Source organism: Promicromonospora noduliphila (assembly GCF_056951025.1).
On sequence record NZ_CM167806.1, the window covers coordinates 5,008,143 to 5,033,338 of the forward strand.

21 protein-coding genes and 1 pseudogene are annotated in these 25,196 nt (G+C 71.2%); all 22 read right to left on the reverse strand.

What is annotated here, in order from left to right; genetic code table 11:
• Nucleotides 1-10 precede the first annotated feature (10 nt).
• Nucleotides 11-1,492 (reverse strand): F0F1 ATP synthase subunit beta, encoded by a 1,482-nt coding sequence (atpD, locus tag AC0QU1_RS21835; RefSeq protein WP_483572413.1) that lies wholly within the window; start codon nucleotides 1,490-1,492, stop codon nucleotides 11-13.
• A 92-nt stretch (nucleotides 1,493-1,584) separates the two neighbouring features.
• Entirely contained in the window at nucleotides 1,585-2,478 is an 894-nt protein-coding gene (locus AC0QU1_RS21840; protein ID WP_483572414.1) for a F0F1 ATP synthase subunit gamma, read from the reverse strand.
• Nucleotides 2,479-2,480: 2 nt separating this feature from the next.
• Entirely contained in the window at nucleotides 2,481-4,109 is a 1,629-nt protein-coding gene (gene atpA / locus AC0QU1_RS21845) for a F0F1 ATP synthase subunit alpha (RefSeq protein WP_483572415.1), read from the reverse strand.
• Between the two features lie 56 nt (nucleotides 4,110-4,165).
• Complete coding sequence (locus AC0QU1_RS21850; RefSeq protein WP_483572417.1) at nucleotides 4,166-4,978, reverse strand: F0F1 ATP synthase subunit delta; 813 nt, start codon at nucleotides 4,976-4,978, stop codon at nucleotides 4,166-4,168.
• Nucleotides 4,978-5,604 (reverse strand): F0F1 ATP synthase subunit B, encoded by a 627-nt coding sequence (locus AC0QU1_RS21855; RefSeq protein ID WP_483572418.1) that lies wholly within the window; start codon nucleotides 5,602-5,604, stop codon nucleotides 4,978-4,980. Before AC0QU1_RS21855 ends, AC0QU1_RS21850 begins: the two co-directional genes overlap by 1 nt.
• Nucleotides 5,604-5,837 (reverse strand): ATP synthase F0 subunit C, encoded by a 234-nt coding sequence (locus AC0QU1_RS21860; RefSeq protein ID WP_483572420.1) that lies wholly within the window; start codon nucleotides 5,835-5,837, stop codon nucleotides 5,604-5,606. The genes AC0QU1_RS21855 and AC0QU1_RS21860 overlap by 1 nt, the downstream gene beginning before the upstream one ends.
• A gap of 120 nt (nucleotides 5,838-5,957) precedes the next feature.
• Nucleotides 5,958-6,617, reverse strand: coding sequence for a F0F1 ATP synthase subunit A (gene atpB / locus AC0QU1_RS21865; RefSeq protein WP_483616318.1), 660 nt, complete (start codon nucleotides 6,615-6,617; stop codon nucleotides 5,958-5,960).
• Nucleotides 6,618-6,987: 370 nt separating this feature from the next.
• A complete protein-coding gene (locus AC0QU1_RS21870) occupies nucleotides 6,988-7,515 on the reverse strand; it encodes a Cg1360 family ATP-synthase-associated protein (RefSeq protein ID WP_483572421.1) in 528 nt (175 codons plus the stop codon).
• The gene (locus tag AC0QU1_RS21875) at nucleotides 7,512-8,822 is read right to left on the reverse strand and encodes an MraY family glycosyltransferase (RefSeq protein WP_483572422.1); all 1,311 of its coding nucleotides are present in this window, start codon (nucleotides 8,820-8,822) and stop codon (nucleotides 7,512-7,514) included. The genes AC0QU1_RS21870 and AC0QU1_RS21875 overlap by 4 nt, the downstream gene beginning before the upstream one ends.
• Entirely contained in the window at nucleotides 8,819-9,595 is a 777-nt protein-coding gene (locus tag AC0QU1_RS21880; protein ID WP_483572424.1) for an L-threonylcarbamoyladenylate synthase, read from the reverse strand. Before AC0QU1_RS21880 ends, AC0QU1_RS21875 begins: the two co-directional genes overlap by 4 nt.
• A 76-nt stretch (nucleotides 9,596-9,671) precedes the next feature.
• Nucleotides 9,672-10,241, reverse strand: coding sequence for a Uma2 family endonuclease (locus AC0QU1_RS21885; protein WP_483572425.1), 570 nt, complete (start codon nucleotides 10,239-10,241; stop codon nucleotides 9,672-9,674).
• Between the two features lie 129 nt (nucleotides 10,242-10,370).
• Nucleotides 10,371-11,312 (reverse strand): peptide chain release factor N(5)-glutamine methyltransferase, encoded by a 942-nt coding sequence (gene prmC / locus AC0QU1_RS21890; protein ID WP_483572427.1) that lies wholly within the window; start codon nucleotides 11,310-11,312, stop codon nucleotides 10,371-10,373.
• A gap of 117 nt (nucleotides 11,313-11,429) precedes the next feature.
• Nucleotides 11,430-12,518 carry a peptide chain release factor 1 gene (gene prfA, locus AC0QU1_RS21895; protein ID WP_483572428.1) on the reverse strand — a complete coding sequence of 363 codons (1,089 nt, stop codon included), beginning with the start codon at nucleotides 12,516-12,518 and terminating at the stop codon, nucleotides 11,430-11,432.
• A 187-nt stretch (nucleotides 12,519-12,705) separates the two neighbouring features.
• Entirely contained in the window at nucleotides 12,706-12,924 is a 219-nt protein-coding gene (rpmE, locus tag AC0QU1_RS21900) for a 50S ribosomal protein L31 (protein ID WP_483572429.1), read from the reverse strand.
• 125 nt (nucleotides 12,925-13,049) lie between these two features.
• Nucleotides 13,050-14,879, reverse strand: coding sequence for a transcription termination factor Rho (gene rho / locus AC0QU1_RS21905; RefSeq protein ID WP_483576770.1), 1,830 nt, complete (start codon nucleotides 14,877-14,879; stop codon nucleotides 13,050-13,052).
• Nucleotides 14,880-15,222: 343 nt separating this feature from the next.
• Nucleotides 15,223-16,239: a homoserine kinase gene (thrB, locus tag AC0QU1_RS21910; protein WP_483572430.1), complete on the reverse strand. Its 1,017-nt coding sequence runs from the start codon at nucleotides 16,237-16,239 to the stop codon at nucleotides 15,223-15,225.
• A complete protein-coding gene (gene thrC, locus AC0QU1_RS21915) occupies nucleotides 16,239-17,327 on the reverse strand; it encodes a threonine synthase (protein WP_483576771.1) in 1,089 nt (362 codons plus the stop codon). The genes thrB and thrC overlap by 1 nt, the downstream gene beginning before the upstream one ends.
• Before the next feature lie 103 nt (nucleotides 17,328-17,430).
• The gene (locus AC0QU1_RS21920) at nucleotides 17,431-18,741 is read right to left on the reverse strand and encodes a homoserine dehydrogenase (protein WP_483572431.1); all 1,311 of its coding nucleotides are present in this window, start codon (nucleotides 18,739-18,741) and stop codon (nucleotides 17,431-17,433) included.
• A 242-nt stretch (nucleotides 18,742-18,983) separates the two neighbouring features.
• Nucleotides 18,984-19,145 carry an SEC-C metal-binding domain-containing protein gene (locus tag AC0QU1_RS21925; protein WP_483616564.1) on the reverse strand — a complete coding sequence of 54 codons (162 nt, stop codon included), beginning with the start codon at nucleotides 19,143-19,145 and terminating at the stop codon, nucleotides 18,984-18,986.
• Nucleotides 19,146-19,451: 306 nt separating this feature from the next.
• Nucleotides 19,452-21,944: pseudogene (gene secA, locus AC0QU1_RS21930) on the reverse strand (preprotein translocase subunit SecA); the annotation flags it as partial.
• 113 nt (nucleotides 21,945-22,057) lie between these two features.
• Nucleotides 22,058-23,854 carry a cation:proton antiporter domain-containing protein gene (locus AC0QU1_RS21935; protein ID WP_483572434.1) on the reverse strand — a complete coding sequence of 599 codons (1,797 nt, stop codon included), beginning with the start codon at nucleotides 23,852-23,854 and terminating at the stop codon, nucleotides 22,058-22,060.
• 25 nt (nucleotides 23,855-23,879) lie between these two features.
• Nucleotides 23,880-25,142: a winged helix-turn-helix domain-containing protein gene (locus AC0QU1_RS21940; RefSeq protein ID WP_483572436.1), complete on the reverse strand. Its 1,263-nt coding sequence runs from the start codon at nucleotides 25,140-25,142 to the stop codon at nucleotides 23,880-23,882.
• Nucleotides 25,143-25,196 lie beyond the last annotated feature (54 nt).

The window sequence follows — 25,196 nt, forward strand, 5'->3', positions numbered from 1 at the left end:
CGGGCCTTCGTCAGGCCCCGTACTCCTTCTGGATGCGTGCCCAGTTCTCTTCCAGCATCTCGAGCCCACCGATGTTGTAGAAGGCCTGCTCGGCGATGTGGTCGAACTCGCCGGCGCAGATCTTCTTGAACGCCTCGATGGTCTCCGACAGGGGCACCGTCGAGCCCACCACACCGGTGAACTTCTCGGCCATGTAGGTGTTCTGGGAGAGGAACTGCTCCAGGCGGCGCGCACGCGCGACGACCGTCTTGTCCTCTTCCGAGAGCTCGTCCACACCGAGGATCGCGATGATGTCCTGCAGCTCCTTGTTGCGCTGCAGGATCGACTTCACGCGGGTCGCCACGTCGTAGTGCTCCTGGCCCACGTAGCGCGGGTCGAGGATGCGGGACGTCGAGGCCAGCGGGTCGATCGCCGGGTACAGACCCTTCGACGCGATCTCGCGGGAGAGCTCGGTCGTCGCGTCCAGGTGGGCGAACGTCGTGGCGGGGGCCGGGTCGGTGTAGTCGTCGGCCGGCACGTAGATGGCCTGCAGCGACGTGATGGAGTGACCACGCGTCGAGGTGATGCGCTCCTGGAGGAGGCCCATCTCGTCGGCCAGGTTCGGCTGGTAGCCCACGGCGGACGGCATGCGACCGAGCAGCGTGGAGACCTCGGAGCCGGCCTGCGTGAAGCGGAAGATGTTGTCGATGAACAGCAGCACGTCCTGCTGCTGCACGTCGCGGAAGTACTCCGCCATCGTCAGCGCCGACAGGGCCACGCGCAGACGCGTCCCCGGCGGCTCGTCCATCTGGCCGAAGACGAGGGCCGTCTTGTCGAAGACACCCGCCTCGTCCATCTCGACGATCAGGTCGTTGCCCTCACGGGTACGCTCGCCGACACCGGCGAACACCGACACACCACCGTGGTCCTGGGCCACACGCTGGATCATCTCCTGGATGAGGACCGTCTTGCCGACGCCCGCACCACCGAAGAGACCGATCTTGCCGCCCTGCACGTACGGGGTCAGCAGGTCGATGGACTTGATGCCCGTCTCGAACATCTGCGTCTTGGACTCGAGCTGGTCGAAGGCCGGGGGCTTGCGGTGGATCGGCCAGCGCTCGGTGACCTCGAACTTCTCGCCCTCGGCGAGGTTGAGCACCTCACCGGTGACGTTGAAGACCTTGCCCTTGGTGATGTCGCCGACGGGCACGCTGATCGGCGCGCCCGTGTCGGTCACCACGGCACCGCGGACCAGGCCGTCGGTCGGCTTGAGCGCGATGGCGCGCACCAGGGAGTCACCCAGGTGCTGCTCGACCTCGAGCGTCAGCGTGAACGTGTTCTCGCCCTCGCCCTGGCTGGACAGGTCGATCTCGACGGTGAGCGCGTTGTAGATGTCGGGGATCGCGTCCTCGGGGAACTCGATGTCCACGACGGGGCCGATCACCCGAGCGACCCGGCCGGTCGCCGGCCCGCTCGTGTGATCGACCGTGGATTCCACGGTGGTGGCGGTCATACTTGCCTCGCTTCGGTGGGCCGGAGGGTCCTCCGGCGGGGAGTCTGTTCGGTCTGTTCAGGACGCTCGGTCTGTTCAGACGCTCGGTCTGTTCAGGACGCCAAGGCGTCGGCACCCGAGACGATCTCGCTGATCTCCTGGGTGATGTCCGCCTGACGTGCCTGGTTGGCCAGTCGGGTGTAGGTGCGGATCAGGTCCTCGGCGTTGTCGGTCGCCGTGTGCATGGCCCGCTGCCGCGCCGCCAGCTCGGAGGCCGCGGCGTCGAGCAGCATCGCGTAGATGCGCTGCTGGACGTACCGCGGGAGCAGCTCGTCCAGCACGGCCTCCGGCGACGGCTCGAAGTCGTAGAGCGGCAGGGCCTCGTGCTCCTCGGCCGCCGCCACCCCCTCGACCACCTCGAGCGGCAGCATGCGCACCACCCGAACGCGCTGGGTCACCATGTTGACGAACTGCGTGGAGACCACGTGCAGCTCGCTGACGCCGCCGTCGGGCTCCTCCGCGAGGAACACCTCCAGCAGCGTCTCCGCGATGTCCTCAGCGGCCTCCGGCGTCGGCTTCTCCGAACCGTAGGACCAGGTCTTGACGAGCTCACGGCCACGGAACGTGTAGTACGCGATGGCCCGGCGGCCGGCCACGTAGAGCATGACCTCCTTGCCCTCGGACGTGAGCCGCCCGACCAGCTTCTCGGCCTCGCGGACCACCGCCATCGGGTAGGACCCCGCCATGCCCGCGTCGGAGGAGACCACGAGCACCGCCGCGCGGTTGCCGCCCTCCTCCTGCGTGAGCGGGTGGTCGACGTCGGTGTGCGACGCGACGGCCGACACGGCGCGGGTGATCGCCTGCGCGTACGGTGCCGCTGCCGCCGCCGCCGCACGGGCCTTGCCGATGCGGGAGGCCGCGATCAGCTCCCGCGCGCGGAAGATCTTCTTCAGCGACTGCGTCGACCTGATCCGCGCCTTGTAGATGCGCTGAGCTCCACCGGCCACGGTCAGGCCTTCTTCTTGACGACGATCTGCTCCTGCTCGACGTCCACGTCACCCTCGGTGGGGGCCCCGACCAGCGGGGTGCCGTCGCCGCGCTGGAAGCCGGCCCGGAAGTCGTCGACGGCGGCGCCGAGCGCCTCCTCCGTGTCGGACTCCAGCTTGCCGGTCTCCAGGATCGTCGACAGGACGTCCGTCTTGCGCCGCAGGTGGTCCAGGAGCTCGGACTCGAACCGCTTGACGTCCTCGACCGGGACGTCGTCGAGCTTGCCCTTCGTACCGGCCCACACGGACGCGACCTGGTCCTCGACCGCGTACGGCGAGTACTGGGGCTGCTTGAGCAGCTCCGTCAGAACGGCGCCGCGCTGGAGCTGCGCACGGGACGCGGCGTCGAGGTCGGACGCGAACATCGCGAACGCCTCGAGCGAGCGGAACTGCGCCAGCTCCAGCTTCAGCGTGCCGGAGACCTTCTTCATCGCCTTGATCTGCGCGTCACCGCCGACTCGGGAGACCGAGATACCGACGTCCACGGCGGGGCGCTGGTCGGCGTTGAACAGGTCGGACTGCAGGAAGATCTGGCCGTCCGTGATGGAGATGACGTTCGTCGGGATGTACGCGGAGACGTCGTTCGCCTTGGTCTCGATGATCGGCAGACCGGTCATCGAGCCCGCACCCAGCTCGTCGCTCAGCTTGGCGCAACGCTCCAGGAGGCGGGAGTGCAGGTAGAAGACGTCGCCCGGGTAGGCCTCGCGGCCCGGCGGACGGCGCAGCAGCAGCGACACGGCGCGGTAGGCCTCAGCCTGCTTCGACAGGTCGTCGAAGATGATCAGCACGTGCTTGCCCTGGTACATCCAGTGCTGGCCGATGGCCGAGCCGGTGTACGGGGCGAGGTACTTGAAGCCGGCCGGGTCGGACGCCGGGGCCGCGACGATCGTCGTGTACTCCAGGGCGCCGGCCTCCTCCAGCGCGCCGCGCACGGCCGCGATGGTCGAGCCCTTCTGGCCTACGGCGACGTAGATGCAGCGGACCTGCTTGTTCGGGTCGCCCGAGTCCCAGTTGGCCTTCTGGTTGATGATCGTGTCGACCGCGATCGCCGTCTTGCCGGTCTGCCGGTCGCCGATGATCAGCTGGCGCTGACCGCGGCCGATCGGGATCATCGAGTCGATCGCCTTGATGCCGGTCTGCAGCGGCTCGTGCACGGACTTGCGCTGCATGACGCCAGCGGCCTGCAGCTCGAGAGCGCGCTGGCCCTCGATGCCGCCGATCTCGCCGAGGCCGTCCACCGGGTTGCCCAGCGGGTCGACCACGCGGCCGAGGTAGCCCTCGCCCACGGCGACCGAGAGCACCTCGCCGGTGCGGCGGACCTCCTGGCCCTCCTCGATGCCGGTGAACTCGCCGAGGACGACCACGCCGATCTCGCGGACGTCCAGGTTCTGCGCGAGTCCGAGCGTGCCGTCCTCGAAGCGCAGCAGCTCGTTGGCCATCACGCCCGGGAGGCCTTCGACGCGGGCGATGCCGTCCGCGGCGTACGCGACGCGGCCCACCTCCTCGGCGGCAGCTTCCTGGGGCTCGTAGGCCTTCACGAAGCTGTCCAGTGCGGCCCGGACCTCGTCCGGCCGGATCGTCAGCTCAGCCATTGCTCTTCTCCTGTCGTGGCCGCGAAAGCCGCGGCGGAAGGTACTTGTTCACGTTGTCAGCCGGCCAGACGACGCTGGGCGTCAGCGAGGCGCGACAGCACGGTCGAGTCGACGACGTCCGCGCCGACCTGGATGCGCATGCCCCCGACGACGGCGGGGTCGACGGTGACGTTGAGCTGCACGGGCTTGCCGTACGAGCGCTCGAGGACGGCGCCGAGGCGTGCCTCCTGCTCGCGGGTGAGCACCGTCGCGCTCGTCACGGTCGCGACGAGGCGCCGGCGCCGCTCCGCCGCCACGTCGCCGAACCACCCGAGCGTCTGCACGAAGCGACGGCCGCGCAGTGCCGACGTCGCGCGCTGCACCAGGCGGTGGGTCACGGTGTCGACCTTGCCGCCGACCAGCGCGTCCACGAGCGCCACCCGGCGCTCGGGAGCGGTCGTGGAGTCCGAGAGGGCCTGCTTGGCCTCCCGCTGGCCGTCGAGCGACCGGGTGACCCGGAACAGCTCGTCCTCGACCGTCTCCAGCGCCCCGCGTGCCTCGGCGGAAGCCAGCACGGCGTCCACGGCGAGCCGCTCGACGGCGTCGACCAGGTCCGTGTCGCTCGACCAGCGGGACCGGGCGAGCCCGGACACCAGGTCGACCACACGCTCGTCGAAGCCACCGAGGACGTCGGCCACCAGGCCGGCCTTCGCCTCGCCCTCACGGGACGGGTCGGCGAGCGAGCGGCGCAGCGCGGCGGAGTCGTCGAGCGCCGACACCAGGGTGAGCAGCTGCTCGCCCAGGCTCAGCGCGTCGGCACCCGCTGCCCGCAGCACCGGCTCGAAGCGCTCCTGCGCCGCCGTCAGCGATGCCCCGCTCGTTCCCCGCATCACGCCTCCTTGTTGCTTGCCACGGCCTTGTTGCTCGCCCCAGCGTTGCTCGCCCCGGCGTTGCTCGCCACAGCCTGGCTGGCCTCGAGCTCGTCGAGGAAGCGGTCCACCACGCGCGACTGCCGGGCCGAGTCCTCCAGGGACTCACCGACGATCTTCGACGCGAGCTCGGTCGCGAGCGCGCCGACCTCCGTGCGCAGGGACACGGACGCGGCCTGCCGCTCCGCCTCGATCTGGCGGTGCGCCGTCTCGCTGATGCGCTCCGCCTCCTCGTTCGCCTTGGCCCGCAGGTCCTTGACGATCGCGGTGCCCTCGGCACGCGCCTCCTCGCGGACCTGCGCCGCCTCGGCGCGGGCCTCGGCGAGGAGCTGCTGCTGCTGGGCCAGAGCCTCGTCGGCCTGCTTCTGGGCCGCCTCGGCCTTCTCGATGCCGCCCTCGATGAGCGAGGCACGCTCGTCCAGCACCTTGTTCATCTGGGGCAGGACGTACCGGTAGAACACGGCCGCGATGACCACGAGGACCACCGCGGACCAGAACAGGTCGTAGCCGGCGGGCAGGAACAGGTCGATGCCCTGCGGCTCCTCCGTCTGCGCCGCTACGACGGCGGCGCTCGAGTGCGCGGCCATCAGACGAACAGGAAGCCGGCGACGAGCCCGAGCAGGGCGAGCACCTCGACGAACGCGACACCCAGGAACATGGTGGCGCGGAGCTGGCCGGCGACCTCGGGCTGACGGGCCATACCCTCGATGGTCTTGCCGATGAGGATACCGAGACCGATACCCGGACCCGTCGCGGCCAGGCCGTAGCCGATCGCGTTCAGGTTACCGTTGACCTCGGCGAGAGTAGTGGTGAAGTCCACTTGCGTCTTCCTTCCGTTGGGCGCCGGACCGGTCGGTCCGGCGTCGCGTGGTGTGCGAAGGCGCTGGTGCGCCCGTCGCGGGTTTTCCAGGTAGCTATGCGGCGCCGCCCGGAGGAGCTATCAGTGCTCCTCCTCCAGCGACATGTTGATGTAGACAGCGGCCAGCAGCGCGAAGATGTACGCCTGCAGGAACGCGACCAGCAGCTCGAACAGCGTCATGAAGATGCCGGCCGGCAGCGTCAGGACCCCGAAGGCCATCAGGCCGGTGCCCGCCGAGTCCACGACGAAGAACTGCGTGGCGGCGAAGCAGAGCACGAGCATGATGTGGCCTGCGACCATGTTGGCCACGAGTCGCACCATCAGCGAGCCGGGCCGGATGACCAGGATCTGCAGCAGCTCGATCGGCGTCAGGATGAAGTAGATGGGCCACGGCACGCCGGGCGGGAACAGGTTCGACTTCAGGTACCCGCCCAGCCCGTGCTTGCGGATGCCGACCGCCCAGTAGGTGACGAACACCCAGAGCGCGAGGAGCAGCGGCACGCCGATGCGCGAGGTCGCGGCGAGGTTCAGCCCCGGGATCACACCCGTGAGGTTGAACGCGAGGATGGTGAAGAAGATGGTGGTGAGCATGGGCAGGAAACGCTTGGCGTTGTCCTTGCCCAGGATCTCCTCGCCGATCTGCACCCGGACGAAGTCCAGCAGGTACTCGACACCCGCCTGGAACCGGCCCGGCACCACGGTGGCCCGGCGCGCGGCGATCATGAAGACCGCCAGCAGCACGAGGGTGGCGATGATCCGGATGATCCAGACGCGGTCGATCTGGAAGATGGTGCCTTCGAAAAGGATGGCCGACGGGAAGAAGTCGGTGATCGACGGCGTGTGGAAGCCGCCCTCACCCTCGTGGCCTTCGGCGGCGGCGAGGATGGCGGACGTCGCATACGTGGACAGGAGGACTCCCAGGTGGTCATTAGGCCCCGCGCGCGTCTCCGCAAGGTGGCGGAACGGGCGCGCCGTCGGGCCTGGCCGTCATGGATTCGTCGTAAGCCTAACCTATGTCCCGTGCGGTTTTGGCCGTGGAACCGCAGTGCGCGGCCCCTTGTGACATATTGCGCAACCCCTCGGCGGGTCGCCGGCCGCCCAAGGCCTGCCCTCAGGCCTCGGAGCCGGGCTGGACGCCGGGCTGGACGTAGGGGATCCGCCCGCCCTTGACCGCGCGGTAGTCGAGCAGGGCCGAGCCCACCGCGCCGATCAGCAGCACCAAGAACAGGACCACGCGGTCGTAGAAGTCGAACTGGGTGAGGACCACCAGGACGACGATGAGCACCACCATCTTGGCGAGCCAGCTCCCCATCACCACGGCGCCCATCGTGGTGGCACCCTTGCCGACCGTGTAGAGCATCGACCACACGGTGGTCCCGCAGAAGAACGCGGCGAGGGCCGCGCCGATCAGCGCGCCCCACAGACCTGGCAGGGCGGCGACGAAGAATCCGACCACCGAGCCGAGGACGGCGAGCCCCGCCACGAGGAACAGTCCGTCCCGCAGGGCGGTGCGCAGCACGGTCCGCTCTGCGACAGTCCGCTCGGCAACAGTCCGCTCGGCGGCGATCCGCGACGCGGCCGAGGCATCGGGGGCGTCGTCGGCAGAGGTGTCGGGGGCGTCGGGCGCCTGGTCGGTCATTCGACGGTCTCCTTGGTCCTGGCAGTGGTCTTGGTGGCGCCGGTCTTGGTGGCGCCGGTCTTGACGGCGGCGGTCTCGGTGGCAGCGGTCTTGATGGCGGCTGTCTTGGCAGCGGCACTCTCGGAAGTGGCGCTCTGCGCGACGACGCCCCCCACCGGCGCACCGGCGGGAGCAGGAACCTTCGGCGTCTGGCCAGAGAGCGCCACGTCGTCGTCCAGGAACCGGCCGCGGTGGCGCAGCGGGCCGAGGGTGGCCAGCAGCGCGAGGACGACGAACACCGTGGTCCAGACCAGCACGATCCGCCACTCCCACTGCACGAGCGCCGCCGCGCTGAACGCGAAGACGGCGGTCCACACGTAGAGGATCACCACGGCGCGGCGGTGGGAGTGGCCGAGGGCCAGCATGCGGTGGTGCAGGTGCATGCGGTCGGGTGCCATGGGCGACTTGCCCGCGGCCAGCCGCCGGATCACTGCGAGACCCATGTCGAGCAGCGGCAGCATGAGCACAGCGACGGGCAGCAGCAGCGGGATGAACGCGGGCAGCGCCTGCGCACCCGTCATGACGGCCGGGTCGACGTTGCCGGTCACGGTGATCGCCGCGCCGGCCATGACGAGGCCGATCAGCATGGATCCGGCGTCACCCATGAAGATGTGCGCGGGGAAGAAGTTGTGCGGCAGGAACCCGATGCACACGCCGACCAGGACCGCGAGCATCAGCGACGCGAGGCTGGCGTAGTTCTCCGGGGTCGCCTCCGCCGTGAGCCCATAGGCGTACAGGAAGAACGCGGCCCCGCCGATCGCGACGATGCCCGCTGCCAGGCCGTCCAGGCCGTCCACGAAGTTCACCGCGTTCATCGCGATGACCACCACCAGGACGGTCACCACGAGCGACATGCGCGACGACGGGATGGTCGTCCCGGCGATCGGCAGCGTGATGAGCTGGACGCCTTGGAGGGCCATGAACCCCGCGGCCAGCACCTGGCCGGCGAGCTTGGTGACCCAGTCGAGGTCCCACTTGTCGTCGGCCCAGCCCAGCGCGCACACGATCGCGGCGCCGCCCACGATGCCCCACGCCTGGCGGTCCTCGAAGACCCCGGACAGGAACGGCATCTGGGAGGCCAGCAGCACCGACCCGACGATGCCGATGAGCATGGCCAGCCCGCCGAGGCGGGGCGTGGGCACGGAGTGCACGTCGCGGGCGCGCACGGCGGAGATGGCGGAGGTCTTGAGCGCGACCCAGCGGGCGAAGGGCGTGGTCAGGAACGTGACCGCGGCGGCCACGAGCATCAGGAGCAGGTACACCCTCACTCGTCGTCCTCCGCGGTGCCGGCCGAGGGCCGGCTCGGGTCGGCGGGGGGCACGCCCGGGCCGCCCTCCGGCGGTACGGGGCCGCCCTCCGGCGGTACGGGGCCGCTCTCCGGCGGTACGCGGGGCCCCTCGACGTCGACGACCTCGCGCAGCGCGTCCAGCGGCACCGCGCCCTCCCGGACCACGCGCAGCTCCGGGCCGGTGGCGTCCACGATGGTGGAGGCGACGCCGCCCGGCGCTCGGCCCCCGTCCAGGTAGACGGCGACGGAACCGCCGAGCTGCTGCGCGGCGTCCTCGACGTCCTGCGCGGCGGGGCTGCCCGACTTGTTGGCGCTCGACACGGCCAGCGGGCCGGTGCGCTTGAGCAGGGCGAGCGCCGCCGGGTGGTCCGGCATGCGCAGGGCGACGGTGCCGCCCGTGTCGCCGAGGTCCCACTGCAGCGACGGCTGCGCGCGCAGGATGATCGTGAAGCCGCCGGGCCAGAAGGCCTCGACGAGCCGGCGGGCGTCATCGGGCACGTCGGTGGCCAGACCGTCGAGGGTCGCGACCTCCCCCACCAGGACGGGCGGCGGCATCTGCCGGCCGCGGCCCTTGGCCGCCAGCAGCGCGGCTACGGCGTCCTCGTCGAACGCGTCGGCGGCGATGCCGTACACGGTGTCGGTGGGCAGGACCACGAGGCCACCGCGGGAGATCGCATTGACCGCCTCGTCGATGGCGGGGCCCCAGGTCTGCGGGTCGGTGGCGTCGAGCACGGGATGCACAGGCACACTCACGCGGACCAGTCTTTCACGATCCGGGAGTCAAGCGGCGCGCGACGGCGAAACCTGCCCGATGGCAGCGGGCAATCCCTCAGGGAAACAGGTTCCGCACGTCGAACTCGATGTGGAACGGCCGGTCGAGCTTGAGATCCTCGCGGAAGATTCCCGTGGCCACATAGGCGCTCGTAGCGGAGTCCAGCTCGTAGACGTGGACCGTGTTGACGCCGCTCTCGTTCTCCACCCGCCAGTAGCCGGGGATGCCGGCCTCGGCGTACTTGCGGTGCTTGACCGTACGGTCGCGGTGCTCCGACTCGGGCGAGACCACCTCGACGACGAGCAGCACGTCGTCCGGGGCATGCCACGTGCGGTCCGGGTCCAAGGCGGCCGTTGTCACCACGACGTCCGGCTCAGGACGATTGTGCTCGTCGAGCCGAACGGTCATCTCGGTCTCCACGTTCACCCCGTCGGGGGCCTGCCGGTCGAGGTACTGCCACACAGAGAGAATCACGCGGCCGTGCCACGTGCGCTGTGGGGACATCATGAATACGAGCGCTCCGTCGATCAGTTCGGTGTGCCGCGGAGCCTCGGGGACGTTGTCCAGGTCGTCCGCGAGCCAGCCCTCCTCGCGTGGAGGGCGCATCCAGTCCGGTACGGCGCTCATGCTTTCACGGTAGCAACGGAGATGCCCGACTGCCGACAGATATGCCCCCGAAAATGCTCAGCCGCCCTCGAAAATGCCCCGCTGCACCCGAAAATGCCCCCGGCGACCCCATGAACTCTTGCGCGACGATCAAGCCAGGCGGCGCGCGACGACCATCCGGGCCCGGCCCGTGAGGTCCTTGCGCGTCTCGGGCTCCCCGAACGCGAGCCGCCCCTCGACGTCGCGGGCCGCCGCGACCATGTCGCGCGCCGCCTCGGCCTGGACCTCCGCGTGCTCCATGACGTAGAGCCCGCCGGGCCGCAGCAGCCGCGCAGCCGCCGCGGTGATGCCGCGCGGCACCTCCAGCCCGTCCGGCCCCAGCCCGTACAGCGCGACGGCCGGGTCGTGTTCGGCGACCTCCGGGTCCACCGGCACGGCGTCGGACGGCACGTACGGCGGGTTCGACACGACGACGTCGGCAGTCCCGTCGAGCCCGTACAGCGCGGTGCGGGCGTCGCCCTTGACGAGCCGCACGATCCGCTCCGGCGGCGTCTCGGGCGTGGCGTCCGGGTCCAGGCCCGCCGCCACGGCGCTCAGCGCGTCGACGTTGCGCTCCGCCCAGGCGTGGGCGTCCTTGTCCAGCTCGACGGCGTGCACGCGCGCGCCGGGCACCTCCGTGGCGACGGCCAGCGCGATGGCCCCGGACCCGGTGCACAGGTCGACGACTATCGCGCCCGCACCGCCCCGGTCGCCGACGATCCTCGCCGCCTCGTCGATCGCCACCTGGGCGACCTCCTCGGTCTCGGGCCGCGGCACGAAGACCCCCGGCCCGACGGCCAGCTCCAGGTGCCGGAACGGTGCGACACCCGTCAGGTGCTGCAGGGGCTCGCGCGCCGCCCGGCGGGCGATCAGGCCCGCGTAGGCGCGCGCGACGTCGTCGGACACCTCGCGGCCCAGCACGAGCCGGCGCCGCAGCTCTCCCCTGTCCACCCCGAGCGCATGCGCCAGCAGCGTCTCGGCATCGGCCTGAGGCGACCCGACCCCGGCGTCGGCCAGCTCCTCGTGGGCCCACTTCAACAGCTCCGCGCTCACTGCTTTCCTCCCACCACGACAGAAGCCTGCCGCGCGGCTACCCCGACAGGCAATACGAAGCCGGGCAATACGAAGCCGGTACGGCGGACGACGCCGGCACGAGGGACGACGACGCCGTCAGGCACCGGAGGCCGCCGCGAGCCGCGCCGCCTCGTCGGCGTCGATCGCGGACCGCACCACCGGGTCCAGCTCGCCGTCCAGCACCTGGTCGAGGTTGTACGCCTTGTACCCGGTGCGGTGGTCGGCGATCCGGTTCTCGGGAAAGTTGTACGTGCGGATCCGCTCGGAGCGGTCCACAGTGCGCACCTGCGAGCGGCGCAGATCCGCCGCCTCGGCGGCCGCGGCCTCTGCCTGCGCGGCGAGCAGCCGGGCGCGCAGCACGCGCATCGCCTGCTCGCGGTTCTGGAGCTGCGACTTCTCGTTCTGCATCGAGACGACGATGCCGGTGGGCAGGTGCGTGATGCGCACGGCGGAGTCGGTGGTGTTCACGGACTGCCCGCCAGGGCCGGAAGACCGGTAGACGTCGATCCGCAGGTCGTTCTGGTCGATCTCCAGCTCCCCCGGGTCGTCGACCTCCGGGAACACGAGCACACCCGCCGCCGACGTGTGGATGCGGCCCTGCGACTCCGTGACCGGCACGCGCTGCACGCGGTGCACGCCGCCCTCGTACTTGAGGCTGTGCCAGACGCCGTCCTCCGGGCCCTGGACATTCTTGGCCTTGATGGCGACCTGCACGTCCTTGTACCCGCCCAGGTCGGACTCCGTCGCCTCAAGGAGCTGCGTGGACCAGCCGCGCTGCTCCGCGTACCGCAGGTACATGCGCAGCAGGTCGCCCGCGAACAGCGCGGACTCCGCGCCCCCCTCGCCCGCCTTGATCTCGAGGATCACGTCGCGGCCGTCGTCGGGGTCGCGCGGGACCAGCACGCGCCGCAGCTTCTCCTCGGCGGCCGCCTCGGCCTCCTTGAGGCTCGGCAGCTCCTCGGCGAACGAGGCGTCGTCGGCGGCCAGCTCGGCGGCGGCCGCGGCGTCGTCGCGCGCCTGCTCCCACGCGCGGTAGGCGCCCACCACCTGGTTCAGCTCCGCGTACCGCCGCCCGAGCGTGCGGGCGCGGCCCGCGTCCGCGTGGACGGCGGGGTCCGCCAGCGCCGCCTCGATCTCGGCATGCTCGCTGAGCAGCGGTCCGACGGCGGCGAACGACTCGGTCACGGTCTCTCCCATGGACGGCGGTCGTCGAGTGCTGGTCCTTCGCCCTGCCAGCGGCGGGAGGGCGAAGGTCCGGTGCTCGACGGGGGTATAGGCGAACAACAGCTGGGCAAAGCAACAGCGCCGGTGATCCGGCTCCCGACTGCCCCTGGAGAGGTTGTCGGGCCGGACCACCGGCGCTGCGGAGTCGCTACTTGTCGGCGGCCTTCTTGCCGTAGCGCTGCTGGAACCGGGCCACGCGGCCACCGGTGTCCATGATCTTCTGCTTGCCCGTGTAGAACGGGTGGCAGGCGCTGCAGACGTCGGCGTTGATCTTGCCGGACGTCTCGGTGCTACGCGTCGTGAAGGTGTTACCACAGGTGCAGGTGACCTGCGTGACGACGTACTCGGGGTGGATACCGGACCTCATGTTGCTCCTTGGTGTGATGCCGCTGGGTCGCCCTGCGGTACGCAGGCCGTGAACCAGCGAGCCAGCCCATTATTCTGCCACGACCTCGCCCGTGGGGTGGGAGAGGCGGGTGTGACTTCTGTCTTTCAGACAGTCTCGCCGACGTTCTCGTCCTCCGTGAGACCACCCGGCGTCGTCTTCTGCACGTGCAGCAGGAACTCGACGTTGGTCTTGGTCTTCTTGAGCTGCCCGAGCAGCAGCTCGGCGGCCTGCGTCTGGTCGAGCGCGCCCATGACGCGGCGCAGCTTGTAGACGATGGCGAGCTCGTCCTTCGACATGAGGATCTCCTCGCGCCGGGTGCTCGAGCTGTTGACGTCGATCGCCGGGAAGATGCGCTTCTCGGCCAGGGACCGCGACAGGCGCAGCTCCATGTTGCCGGTGCCCTTGAACTCCTCGAAGATCACCTCGTCCATCTTCGAGCCGGTCTCGACCAGCGCCGTGGCGAGGATGGTGAGCGAGCCGCCGTCCTCGATGTTGCGGGCGGCGCCGAAGAACTTCTTGGGCGGGTAGAGCGCGGCGGCGTCCACACCACCGGACAGGATGCGGCCCGACGCCGGGGCGGCCAGGTTGTAGGCGCGCGACAGGCGGGTGATGCCGTCGAGCAGCACCACGACGTCCTGGCCCAGCTCCACGAGGCGCTTGGCCCGCTCGATAGCGAGCTCGGCGACCAGCGTGTGGTCCGAGGCGTGCCGGTCGAAGGTCGAGGAGATGACCTCGCCCTTGACCGAGCGCTCGAAGTCGGTGACCTCTTCCGGGCGCTCGTCCACCAGCACGACCATGAGGTGGACCTCAGGGTTGTTGGTGGTGATCGCGTTGGCGATCTGCTGCATCATCAGCGTCTTGCCGGCCTTGGGCGGCGCGACGATGAGGCCGCGCTGGCCCTTGCCGATCGGCGCGACGATGTCGATCACACGCGGCGTGAGCTTGGTCGCCTCGGGGTTCTCCAGGCGCAGGCGCTCCTGCGGGTACAGCGGCGTCAGCTTGGTGAACTCGGGGCGCTCGCGCGCCTCCTCCGGCGTCATGCCGTTCACCGAGTCCAGGCGCACCAGGGCGTTGAACTTGTTGACCTTTGCGTTGCGCCCGCTCTGCTGCTGCGGCGGCTCCTCGCCCTCGCGCGGCTGGCGCACGGCACCGACGACGGCGTCGCCGCGGCGCAGGCCGGACTTCTTGACCTGGTTCAGCGACACGTAGACGTCGTTGTTGCCGGGCAGGTAGCCCGACGTCCGCACGAACGCGTAGTTGTCGAGGATGTCCAGGATGCCGGCGACGGGCAGCAGCACGTCGTCCTCGCGCACCTCGACGTTCTCGAGACCCGCGACGTCCGGCCCCTGGCGGCCGCGGCCGCGCTTGCGGTCCCGGCCCCGGTCGCGGCCACGACGGCGGCGCGAGCCGCGGTCCTCGTCCAGATCGTTGTTGCGGTCGTTGTTCCGCTCGGCGTTGCGGCCGTTGCCGCGCTCGGCCCGGTCGGCGTTCCGGTCGGCCGTGCGGTCGCCGCCGCGGCCGTTCCGGTCGTTCTGCCGACCGCCGGACTGCGCGCTGCGGCCCTTCTCGTCGGCGGCCTTGTCGGTGGTCCCGTCCGGGGCACCCTGGCCGCGGCCGGCGCGGCGTCCGCCGTTCTGCTCGCGCGGGGCCGCTACGGCCTCGGCGAGCTCGGCGAGGCGGGCGGCCTTGTCGGCGTCCGTGCTCGCGTCGGCGCGCACGCCCGGGGTGGTGACCTCGGCGGCGGCGACCGGCGCCTCGGAACGGGCAGGCTTGTCGGTGGTGAGCTGCTCCTGGACGGAAGCGGCACGGTCCGAGCGCTTCGTCGCGCCCCCCGTCTTCTCGCGGATGGTGTCCACGAGGTCGCTCTTGCGCATCCTGGAGGTGCCCTTCACGCCCAGGTCTCCGGCGAGTGCCTGGAGCTCGGCGAGGCGCATGCTGCTCAGTGCTCCGGTCCCGGCCGCACGGCCGGTGGCTGACTGAGCGTTATCAGTGGTGTCTGTCACGAAGGACCCTTCCCCCTCGAACTGCGGCTGATCGCCTATCGCGGGCCGCGGGATAGTGGGCGCCCGGCACGATGCGGCCAGAACGCGAAAAACCTCGCATCAGTGGTACGACGACGACGGCGGACGGGGGCGTTGTCTGCCTTCTCGCGAGATGCGGTGGCCGCCTGCTTGACGGCCTGCTACGGGCACGGCTGAGCGGCTGAGACTCTGCTGGATGGGAACCCTGCACTGACGAGACTCTGCCGAATGGCTCAGGACGTGCGATCCCGAAGGTTCATTGCATACTACCACCCCGTACTGCCGGCGATCCTGGTACGACATGCGGCCCGTTTGCACCTGACGAGCCGGACGATAGCGCACCGGTGTTTCCGGTCATCCTTCGGGCACGTGCACCTGTCATGTCGATCTCGGGGCTCAGCCGCTGCCAGCCCGCCGTCTCGTCCACCAGCTCGGCCAGGACGGCGTCCCGCCGGGCCCGGTGCTCGGGCCCCGCGAGGACCAGGACGGTCGGCCCCGCGCCCGAGATGGTAGCGGGAACGCCCTCGGCGCGCAGGGCGCGCAGCAGCTCGCTGGACGCCCCCAGCACCGCCGTGCGGTACGACTGGTGCAGCCGGTCCTCCGTCGCGTCGAACAGCAGCTCCGGGCGCCGGGCCAGCGCCTCCACCAGCAGGGCCGCGCGGCCGGCGGTGAAGGCGGCGTCGCCGTGCGACACCCGGGCGGGCAGAGCCGCCCGCGCCCGAGCAGTGGCGAGCCGGGCGTCGGGGACCAGCACGGTGGCCTCGATCGCCGGGTCGACGTCCAGCCCGACCGCGCGCGGGCCGTCGTCGGTGGTCCAGGCAACCGTGGCGCCGCCCTGGATGGCGGGCGCCGCGTTGTCCGGATGCCCCTCGAACTCCGTGGCCAGCGCCAGCACCGTGGCGGCGTCGATCGCGCGCGGGTCGGCCAGCAGGGCGCGCGCCGCCACGATCCCCGCCACCACGGCGGCCGACGACGATCCCAGCCCCCTGCCGTGCGGGATCACGTTGTGGCACGTCATGTGGATGCCGGTGGGCACGGCGCCAGCCAGGTCCATGGTGCGGCGCAGGGCGCGCACCACCAGGTGCTCCTCCCCCAGCGGGACCTCCCCCGCACCTTCGCCGTCGACCTCTACCTCTACCTCGTCACGGGCGACCAGGCGCACCTCGACCTCGTCGTACAGGGCGAGGGCCAGGCCGAGCGAGTCGAAGCCCGGCCCAAGGTTCGCGCTGGTGGCGGGCACCCGGACCCGCACGTGGTCGGCGCCGAGCTGCATCAGAGTGACAGAGCGTCGGCGATCGACACGACGTCGGCGGACACCCGCACGGGCTCCACCTCGCCGCCGTCGGGGGTCCGCAGCGCCCAGCCCGGGTCCTTGAGACCGTGGCCGGTCACGGTGATCGTGATGCGCGCCCCCGCGGGCACCAAGCCGCGCTCGTGGCGGGCCAGGAGGCCCGCGACGCCCGCAGCGGACGCCGGCTCGACGAACACGCCCACCTCGGCCGACAGGATCCGGTGCGCCGCGAGGATCTGCTCGTCCGTCACGGCCTCGATGACGCCGCCGGACGAGTCCCTCGCCTGCTCGGCCTGCTCCCAGGACGCGGGGTTGCCGATGCGGATCGCGGTGGCGATGGTGTCGGGCTCGTCGACCGGGTGCCCCTTGACGATCGGGGCGGCGCCGGCGGCCTGGAAGCCCCACATCACGGGCGCCTTGCTCGCGACCCCGGCCTCTGCGTACTCGGTGTAACCCTTCCAGTAGGCCGTGATATTCCCGGCGTTGCCGACGGGCAGCAGGTGGATGTCCGGTGCGTCGCCGAGCGCGTCCACGATCTCGAACGCGGCGGTCTTCTGCCCCTCGATGCGGTCCGGGTTCACCGAGTTCACGAGCTCGACCGGGTGGGTGTCCGCGAGCTTGCGGGCCGCCACCAGGCAGTCGTCGAAGTTGCCGTCCACCTGCAGCAGGCGCGCGCCGTGCGCCACCGCCTGGCTCAGCTTGCCCATGGCGATCTTGCCGTCCGGCACGAGCACGGCGCAGACCATGCCCGCACGCGTCGCGTAGGCGGCGGCCGACGCCGACGTGTTGCCCGTCGACGCGCACACCACGGCCTGGGCGCCGCGCCCGGCCGCCGCGGAGATCGCGGTGGTCATGCCGCGGTCCTTGAACGAGCCGGTCGGGTTCATGCCCTCGACCTTGACGTAGACCTCGGCGCCCGTGCGCTCGGACAGCGCGGGAGCCGGGACCAGCGGCGTGCCGCCCTCGCCCAGCGTCACGACCGTCTGCTGCACATGAGCGGGCAGGCGGTCGGCGTACTCGGCGATCACGCCGCGCCAGAGGCGGGACGCGGGAGCCGCGGCCGCACCCAGAGCGGGAGACGCACCCGGTGCGGGAGCCGCACCAGAGGCGGGAGCCGCGCCGGAGGCGGCGGACGGGACGTTCGGTTCAGCGGGCAGCACAGGAGGCACGGGTTCAGCCTTCGACTCTCAGGACGGACGTGATCTCGCGGACCGGTTCGAGCGTGCGCACCGCCGCGATGGTGGCGGCCAGCGACGCCTCGCGGGCGGCATGGGTGGTCAGGAGCAGCTCTGCCGTGCCCTCGGAGGGACCAGTCTGGCGCACGGTGTCGATCGACACGCCGTGGTCGCCCACCACGCCGGCGACCTGGGCGAGCACACCCGGCAGGTCCACGACGAGCAGGCGGACCTGGTAGCGCGTCACCGCGGCGTCGGCCGGGAGCAGCGGGCGGGCCGCGTAGGTGGACTCCTGCGGGCCCTTGCCGCCCAGCACGCGGTGGCGCGCCGCGGCGACGGCGTCGCCCAGCACCGCCGACGCCGTGGGCCTGCCGCCGGCACCCTGGCCGTAGAACATGAGCGGGCCGGCGGCGTCCGCCTCGACGAAGATCGCGTTGAACGCACCCTTCACGCCCGCCAGCGGGTGCTCCAGCGGCACCAGCGCCGGGTGCACGCGCACCGAGACGCCCTCACCGGTCTGCTCGGCGATGGCCAGCAGCTTCACGGCATGGCCGGTCCGGGCAGCCCACGCGACGTCGTCGGACGTGACGGCGGTGATGCCCTCGCGGGCGACGTCGTCCGCCGAGACCCGGGTGTGGAAGGCGAGGCTGGCGAGGATCGCGGCCTTCGCCGCCGCGTCGTACCCCTCGACGTCGGCGGTGGGGTCCGCCTCGGCGTAGCCGAGCTCCTGCGCCTGCTTGACCGCCTGGTCGAGGTCGAGACCGCTCGTGGCCATCTGGTCCAGCACGTAGTTCGTGGTGCCGTTCACGATGCCCAGCACGCGGCGCACGTGGTCGCCCGCGAGCGACTCGCGCACCGGCCGCACGATCGGGATGGCGCCGGCGACGGCGGCCTCGTAGTAGATGTCGACCCCCGCGGAGTCGGCGGCCTTGTAGAGCGTGGGACCGTCCGCGGCCAGCAGGGCCTTGTTCGCGGTGACGACGGCGGCCCCGCCCTCGATCGCCCGCAGCAGCAGGCCGCGCGCGGGCTCGATGCCGCCCATCACCTCGATGACGATGTCCGCGCCGTCCACGAGCGACTCCGCGTCCTCGGTCAGCAGGTCAGCCGGGATCGCGCCGTCGCGCGGACGGCTCGCGTCGCGGACCGCGATCCCGGCGAGCTCCAGCGGCGCTCCCACGCGGGCGGCCAGGTCCGTGCCCTGCTCCAGGAGGATGCGGGCCACCTCCGTGCCCACGACGCCACAGCCGAGCAGTGCGACGCGCAGCCCGCGTGCGGGCTCGGGGACGGGCTCGGGGACAGGAACAGGCACGGCGATCCTGCTTTCGTCTTCGGGGAAACGGTCCGGTCCGGTGGTGGTCCACACGGGAGTTCCGGACGTCTGCGATCAGGGTAACCGCACCGTCTGACACACGAGGGGCCCGTCTCACGGCCGGCGCCGGAAACCTCATGGAATGTCCGGCTGCCCGGCGCACCGGTCGCCCACGAACGGGTCAGACCCTCAGGTCACGCGGGGTGACCTGAGGGTCTGACACCTCAGCCGACGGCGGGTCGTCAGGCCTCGTTGACGCCGTGGCAGACCTTGTACTTCTTGCCCGAGCCGCACGGGCACTGCGCGTTGCGCGGCGTACCGGGGAACGTGCGGCCGTCGCTCGCGGCGGAGGTCGCCTCGCCGTGCAGCGCGGCCCGACGGCGGGCGCCGTCCGGCGACTGCATGAACGCGGAGCCGGAACCGTCCTCGCTCGGGGCCGAGTAGGTCAGCGGCTGCTGCCGGTTCGGGGTGTCGAGACCCTTCGCGAGCAGGATCGGCTCCGTCGCGGCGCCGGCCGCACGGCGCGGCCGCGGTGCCGGCGGCTGACCGGGCTGACCCTGCCGCGGCACCGACGCCGGCTGGAGCACCGGGATCTGCGCGGTGGGCGGCGCGTCGGGCTGACCCGTGCCCAGGCGGCCACGCGGCGGCACCGGTCCGACGGCGGGCAGCTCCGAGCCGCCCTCGCCGGCCTGCTCGGCGTCCGGCTGCTGGACCGTGACCTCGAGGTTGAACAGGAACCCGACCGACTCCTCCTTGATGGCGTCGGTCATGGCCTGGAAGAGCTGGAAGCCCTCGCGCTGGTACTCGACCAGCGGGTCGCGCTGGGCCATGGCGCGCAGCCCGATGCCCTCCTTGAGGTAGTCCATCTCGTAGAGGTGCTCGCGCCACTTGCGGTCCAGCACGGACAGCACCACGCGGCGCTCGAGCTGGCGCATGGCGGCGGGCGAGAGCTCCTCCTCGCGCGCCTCGTAGGCGACCCGCGCGTCGGACAGGATCTCCTCCAGCAGCATGTCGCCGCTGAGCCGGTCCAGCCCGCCGGCCTCCTCCGCGATCTCCTCCGGCGTCAGGGACACGGGGTACACGGCCTTGAGTGCCGTCCACAGCGCGTCCAGGTCCCACTGCTCCGGCGTGCCCTCCGCCGTCGCGTTGGTCACGTAGTCCGTGATGGTGTCCGTGAGGAAGTGCTGCACCTGCTCGCGCAGGTCCTCGCCCTCCAGCACGCGCAGGCGCTCGGCGTAGATGACGGTGCGCTGGCGGGACAGGACGTCGTCGTACTTGAGGACGTTCTTGCGGATCTCGAAGTTGCGGGACTCCACCTGGCCCTGCGCGGACATGATGCCGCGCGTGACCATCTTGGACTCCAGCGGCATGTCGTCCGGGAACCCGGCACGGTTCATCATCGACTCAGCGAGGCCCGAGTTGAACAGGCGCATCAGGTCGTCTTGCATCGACAGGTAGAACCGCGACTCGCCCGGGTCGCCCTGGCGGCCCGAACGGCCGCGGAGCTGGTTGTCGATGCGGCGGGACTCGTGGCGCTCGGTGCCGAGCACGTACAGGCCGCCGGCCGCCTTGACCTCGTCGTGCTCGGCGGCGACGCGCGCCTTCGCCTTCTCCAGCGCCTCCGGCCAGGCCGCCTCGTACTCCTCCGGCGTCTCCACCGGGTCGAGGCCGCGCTCGGCGAGCTCTGCCACCGCGATGTGCTCCGCGTTGCCGCCGAGCATGATGTCCGTACCGCGGCCCGCCATGTTCGTGGCGACCGTCACGGCGCCCTTGCGGCCCGCCATCGCGACGACGGCCGCCTCGCGCTCGTGCTCCTTGGCGTTGAGCACGTTGTGCGGCACGCCGGCCTTCTTGAGCTTGGCGCTCAGGAGCTCCGACTTCTCGACGCTCGTGGTACCCACCAGGACCGGCTGGCCGTAGGCGTGCCGCTCCACGATGTCCGCGACCACGGCGTTGAACTTGCCGTCCTCGTTCTTGTACACGAGGTCGGGCTGGTCGATGCGCTGCGGCGGGTTGTTCGTCGGGATCGGCACCACACCGAGCTTGTACGTGCCCTGGAACTCCGCGGCCTCGGTCTCGGCCGTACCGGTCATGCCGGAGAGCTTCTTGTACAGGCGGAAGTAGTTCTGGAGGGTGATCGTGGCGAGCGTCTGGTTCTCCGCCTTGATCTCCACCCCCTCCTTGGCCTCGATCGCCTGGTGCATGCCCTCGTTGTAGCGGCGGCCGGCGAGGATACGGCCGGTGTGCTCGTCGACGATCATCACCTCGCCGTTCAGCACGACGTAGTCCTTGTCGCGCTTGAACAGCTCCTTCGCCTTGATGGCGTTGTTCAGGAACCCGATCAGCGGGGTGTTGAGCGACTCGTAGAGGTTGTCGATGCCGAGGTAGTCCTCGATCTTCGCGATGCCCGGCTCGAGCACGCCGACGGTGCGCTTCTTCTCGTCCACCTCGTAGTCCACCGTGGGCACCAGGCGGAGCACGACCTTGGCGAACTCGGTGTACCAGCGGTTCGCGTCACCGGCGGCCGGGCCGGAGATGATCAGCGGCGTACGCGCCTCGTCGATGAGGATCGAGTCCACCTCGTCGACGATGGCGTAGTTGTGCCCGCGCTGCACCAGGTCGTCCATGGACCAGGCCATGTTGTCGCGCAGGTAGTCGAAGCCGAACTCGTTGTTCGTGCCGTAGGTGATGTCCGCCGCGTACATCTCGCGGCGCTGCGCCGGGGTCTGGCCCGACAGGATCACCCCGGTGGTCATGCCCATGAACCGGAACACGCGGCCCATCAGGTCACCCTGGTACTTGGCCAGGTAGTCGTTGGTGGTGATGACGTGCACGCCGTCGCCCGTCAGCGCGTTGAGGTACGCGGCGGTGGTCGCCACCAGCGTCTTGCCCTCACCGGTGCGCATCTCGGCGATGTTGCCGAGGTGCAGCGCCGCGCCGCCCATGATCTGGACGTCGAAGTGCCGCTGGCCGAGCGTGCGGCGGGCCGCCTCGCGGATCGCCGCGAACGCCTCGGGCATGAGCTCGTCAAGGGTCGCGCCGTGCTCCAGGCGTTCCCTGAAGCGCGCGGTCTCCTCGCGCAGCTCGGTGTCGCTCAGCTCGACGAAGCTGGGCTCCAAGCGGTTGACCTGCTCAGCCACGTTGTGCAGCTTCTTCAGGACACGTCCTTCGCCGATGCGCAGGACCTTGTCGAGGATGGACACGCGGGTTCTCCCAGGTCGTCGTCAAGTTTCGCCGTCGTCCATCGTAGGCCGTAAACCTGGGCCGATGGCCCCGTAGCCGACAGCGGTCCGACAGGTTCGCTCCAGGAATAACGTCAGCGGGCCTCGCCGAGTTCCGGCGGGCTGCTCGACGCCGTGTCGGGCACCGTGCTGGCGACCGGCTCGGGCGCCGGCCGGCGCCCGGGCTCCTGGTCCTGGCTCCCGGGCTCGTCCTGGCTCCCGGGCTCCTCCTGGCTCCCTGGCTCCTCGTCACGACGCCCGGCCTCCCCGGCTCGGCGTCCGGCCTGCTCGTCGCGCATTCGCTCGGCCGTCTGGTACCCGAGCGCCGCCTCGGCCGCCTCGTCGGCGAGCGCCAGGCCCGCCGTCCCGTACAGGTGGAACACCGCGTCGGCGCCGTGCCGCTCGAGCTCGGCCACGTCGTCGTCGTACCGCGCGATGGCGGCGACCGTGCCCTCGAAGCCGCTCGCGCGGAGCTGGGACAGCGCGATGAGGTTGGCCGCGTGGAACGGCATGGCGAGGATCGCGAGCCGGACGGCGCCCGCGCTGCGCACGCGGGCCCAGAACTCGATGTCGGTCGCGTCGGCCTGCACCACCGTGAAGCCCTGGTCGCGCAGGGCGGTGACGCGGGCCGGGTCGTGCTCGACGCCCACGACGTCCATGCCGTAGTCCTCCCGGAGCTGGCGGACGGCGCCGCGGCCCACGCGGCCCATGCCGAGCACGAGCGCCTCGGCCCCGGAGACGTCGATGAGCCGCTCCTCGCGGTGCAGCCACTCGTTGGGCTTGGACGGGAACCGCTTGGCGAGCGCCATCGCGTACTCGTTGCCCCGGGTGTTGACGGCGGAGGAGAGCACGAAGCTCGCGGCCACGGCGACGGCGAGCACGACCAGCCACTCGTCGTGCAGCAGGCCGGCCTCCGAGCCGACCGCCACGACGATCAGGCCGAACTCCGAGTAGTTGGCCAGCACCAGCCCGGTCAGGATGGCCGTGCGCTTGCGCAGCCGCATCAGGCGCAGCAGCACGGCCGTGACGATTCCCTGCAGCGGGAGCATGAGCAGCAGGAGCAGCCCGATCACCCCGGCCTGCCAGGTGAGCTCGCCGGAGAAGCCGATGGACACGAAGAAGCCGACGAGCAGCAGCTCCTTGACGGTGAACAGATTGCGCGACAGCTCGGTGGCGGCGGGGTGGCCGGCCAGGAGCATGCCCATGACGAGCGCGCCGAGGTCGCCCTTGAGCCCCACGGCGTCGAACAGCGCGTAGCCGGGGCCGAGCGCCACCGCGACGCCGAACAGCGCCTGCAGCTCGCCGTGCCCCACCCTGGACCACACCTGGCGCAGCAGCCAGGCCCCCGGGACGAGCAGCACGAGCGCGAACGCCCACGGGCTCGGCGGGTGGTCGGAGGCCACGGAGAGGAAGACGACGGCGATCAGGTCCTGCATGACCAGCACACCGATGGCGATCCGGCCGTAGAGGGCCGACTGGTCGGAGCGGCCGTCCAGCACCTTGACCACGAACACCGTGGACGAGAACGACAGGGCGAGCCCGAGCAGCGCGAGGACGCCGAGGCCCTCACCGGCGAGCATCGAGAACCCGATCACGCCGAGCAGGCCGAGGAACCCGACGGCGATCGCGACGCTGACCAGGAGGTGCGCCACCGTGGTCAGCCAGACGTCCCTGCGCAGCAGCGTCTTGATGTCGAGCTTGAGCCCGATGCCGAACAGCAGCAGCGTCACGCCGAGGTCGGCGATCGTCCCGAGGTAGCCCGGCTCCGCGAGGCCGGCCGCGTGGAGTGCGAACCCGGCCACCAGGAAGCCCACCAGCGGCGGCAGCCGGAGCAGCACGGCGCCCAGTCCGGCCGCGACCGTGGTTACCAGGAAGATCGCAGCCGTGACCATGCCATGAGTTTAGTTGTCGTGTGTTTCAGGAAATCGCGGTCGCCGCGCGCAGAGCGGGTGAAAGCGTGCCCCTGTCCTCGACCGCCACCCCGTCGAGCCCGAGCCAGCGCGCCATGGCGGCGAGCTCGGCCGCGAGGCGTTCCGGCGTGTCCGCGGTCAGCACGGGCTCGGCATGCGCGGACTGCACCCGCAGCACGCCCGCCGCACGGTCCGCCTTGAGGTCCACCCGGGCGGTGAGCTGCGAGTCCTCCAGGAACGGCAGCACGTAGTACCCGTCGGTGCGCTGGGCGGCCGGGGTGTAGATACCGATCCGGTAGCGCATCCCGAACAGCCGCTCCAGGCGCTTGCGCTCCCACACCAGCGGGTCGAACGGCGCGAGCAGCGCCTGCCCCGTGGCCCGGCGCGGCCGGACGGCGTCGCGGTGCAGGAACCACCGCTCCGACCCGCCGGCCACGCGTGCGGGCAGCAGCACCCCCTCGTCCACGAGGTCAGCGAGCGCCCGGTCCGCGACCGGCCCCCTGAGCCGGTAGTAGTCCTTGATGCAGCGCGCCAGGCCGATGCCGTGCGCCCGCGCGCCGAGCTCCAGCAGCGTCCGCTTCGCCTCGACCTCCGGCACGTCCACGAGGGCCGACGGCGGCAGCACGCGTTCCGGCAGGTCGTACAGCCGCTCGAACTGGGAGTTGCGGCCCGCCGAGACGACGACGCCCGTGAAGAACAGGTGCTCGACAACGCGCTTCTCGGTGCTCCAGTCCCACCACGTGCCCCGTTTGCGGCGCACCGAACGCCCCTCGGACACGAACCGGTCGTGGATCTGGGAGGCCGAGACCGGTCCCTCCGCCGCCACCAGGTCACGCACCTCCTTGACCTGCGGCGCGTCGGGCAGGCGCACGCCGTCCAGCTCGCCCCAGTCGTACTCCTGGGCGAACCACCGGCGCCGGAAGGCCAGCAGCGGCCAGGCGTGCGGCGGCACGTAAGCTGCCACGTGCGCCCAGCTCTCGACGAGCCGGCGGTCCGCCGCCGCGCGCTTCCCGGCCCGCCGGGCATGCTTGCCCGACGCCGTGGCCCGGTCCAGCAGGTCGACGTCGTACGGGCCCAGCCGGGCGAACAGGGGTAGCTGGTGCGCCCGCGCGAGGACGTTCACCGAGTCGATCTGGAGCAGGCCGAGCCGGTCGATCACGGCCTGCAGGTGCCGCATGGTGCGCGGCCCGTCGGTACGCGGGCGATGCAGGCCTTGGGCCGCGACGGCGACCCGGCGAGCCTGGTCGAGGGACAGGGAGATCGGTTGCACGGACCCATCGTGCCGTGAGCCACTGACACTCGGTCCGCGCGGCGGGTACGAGCC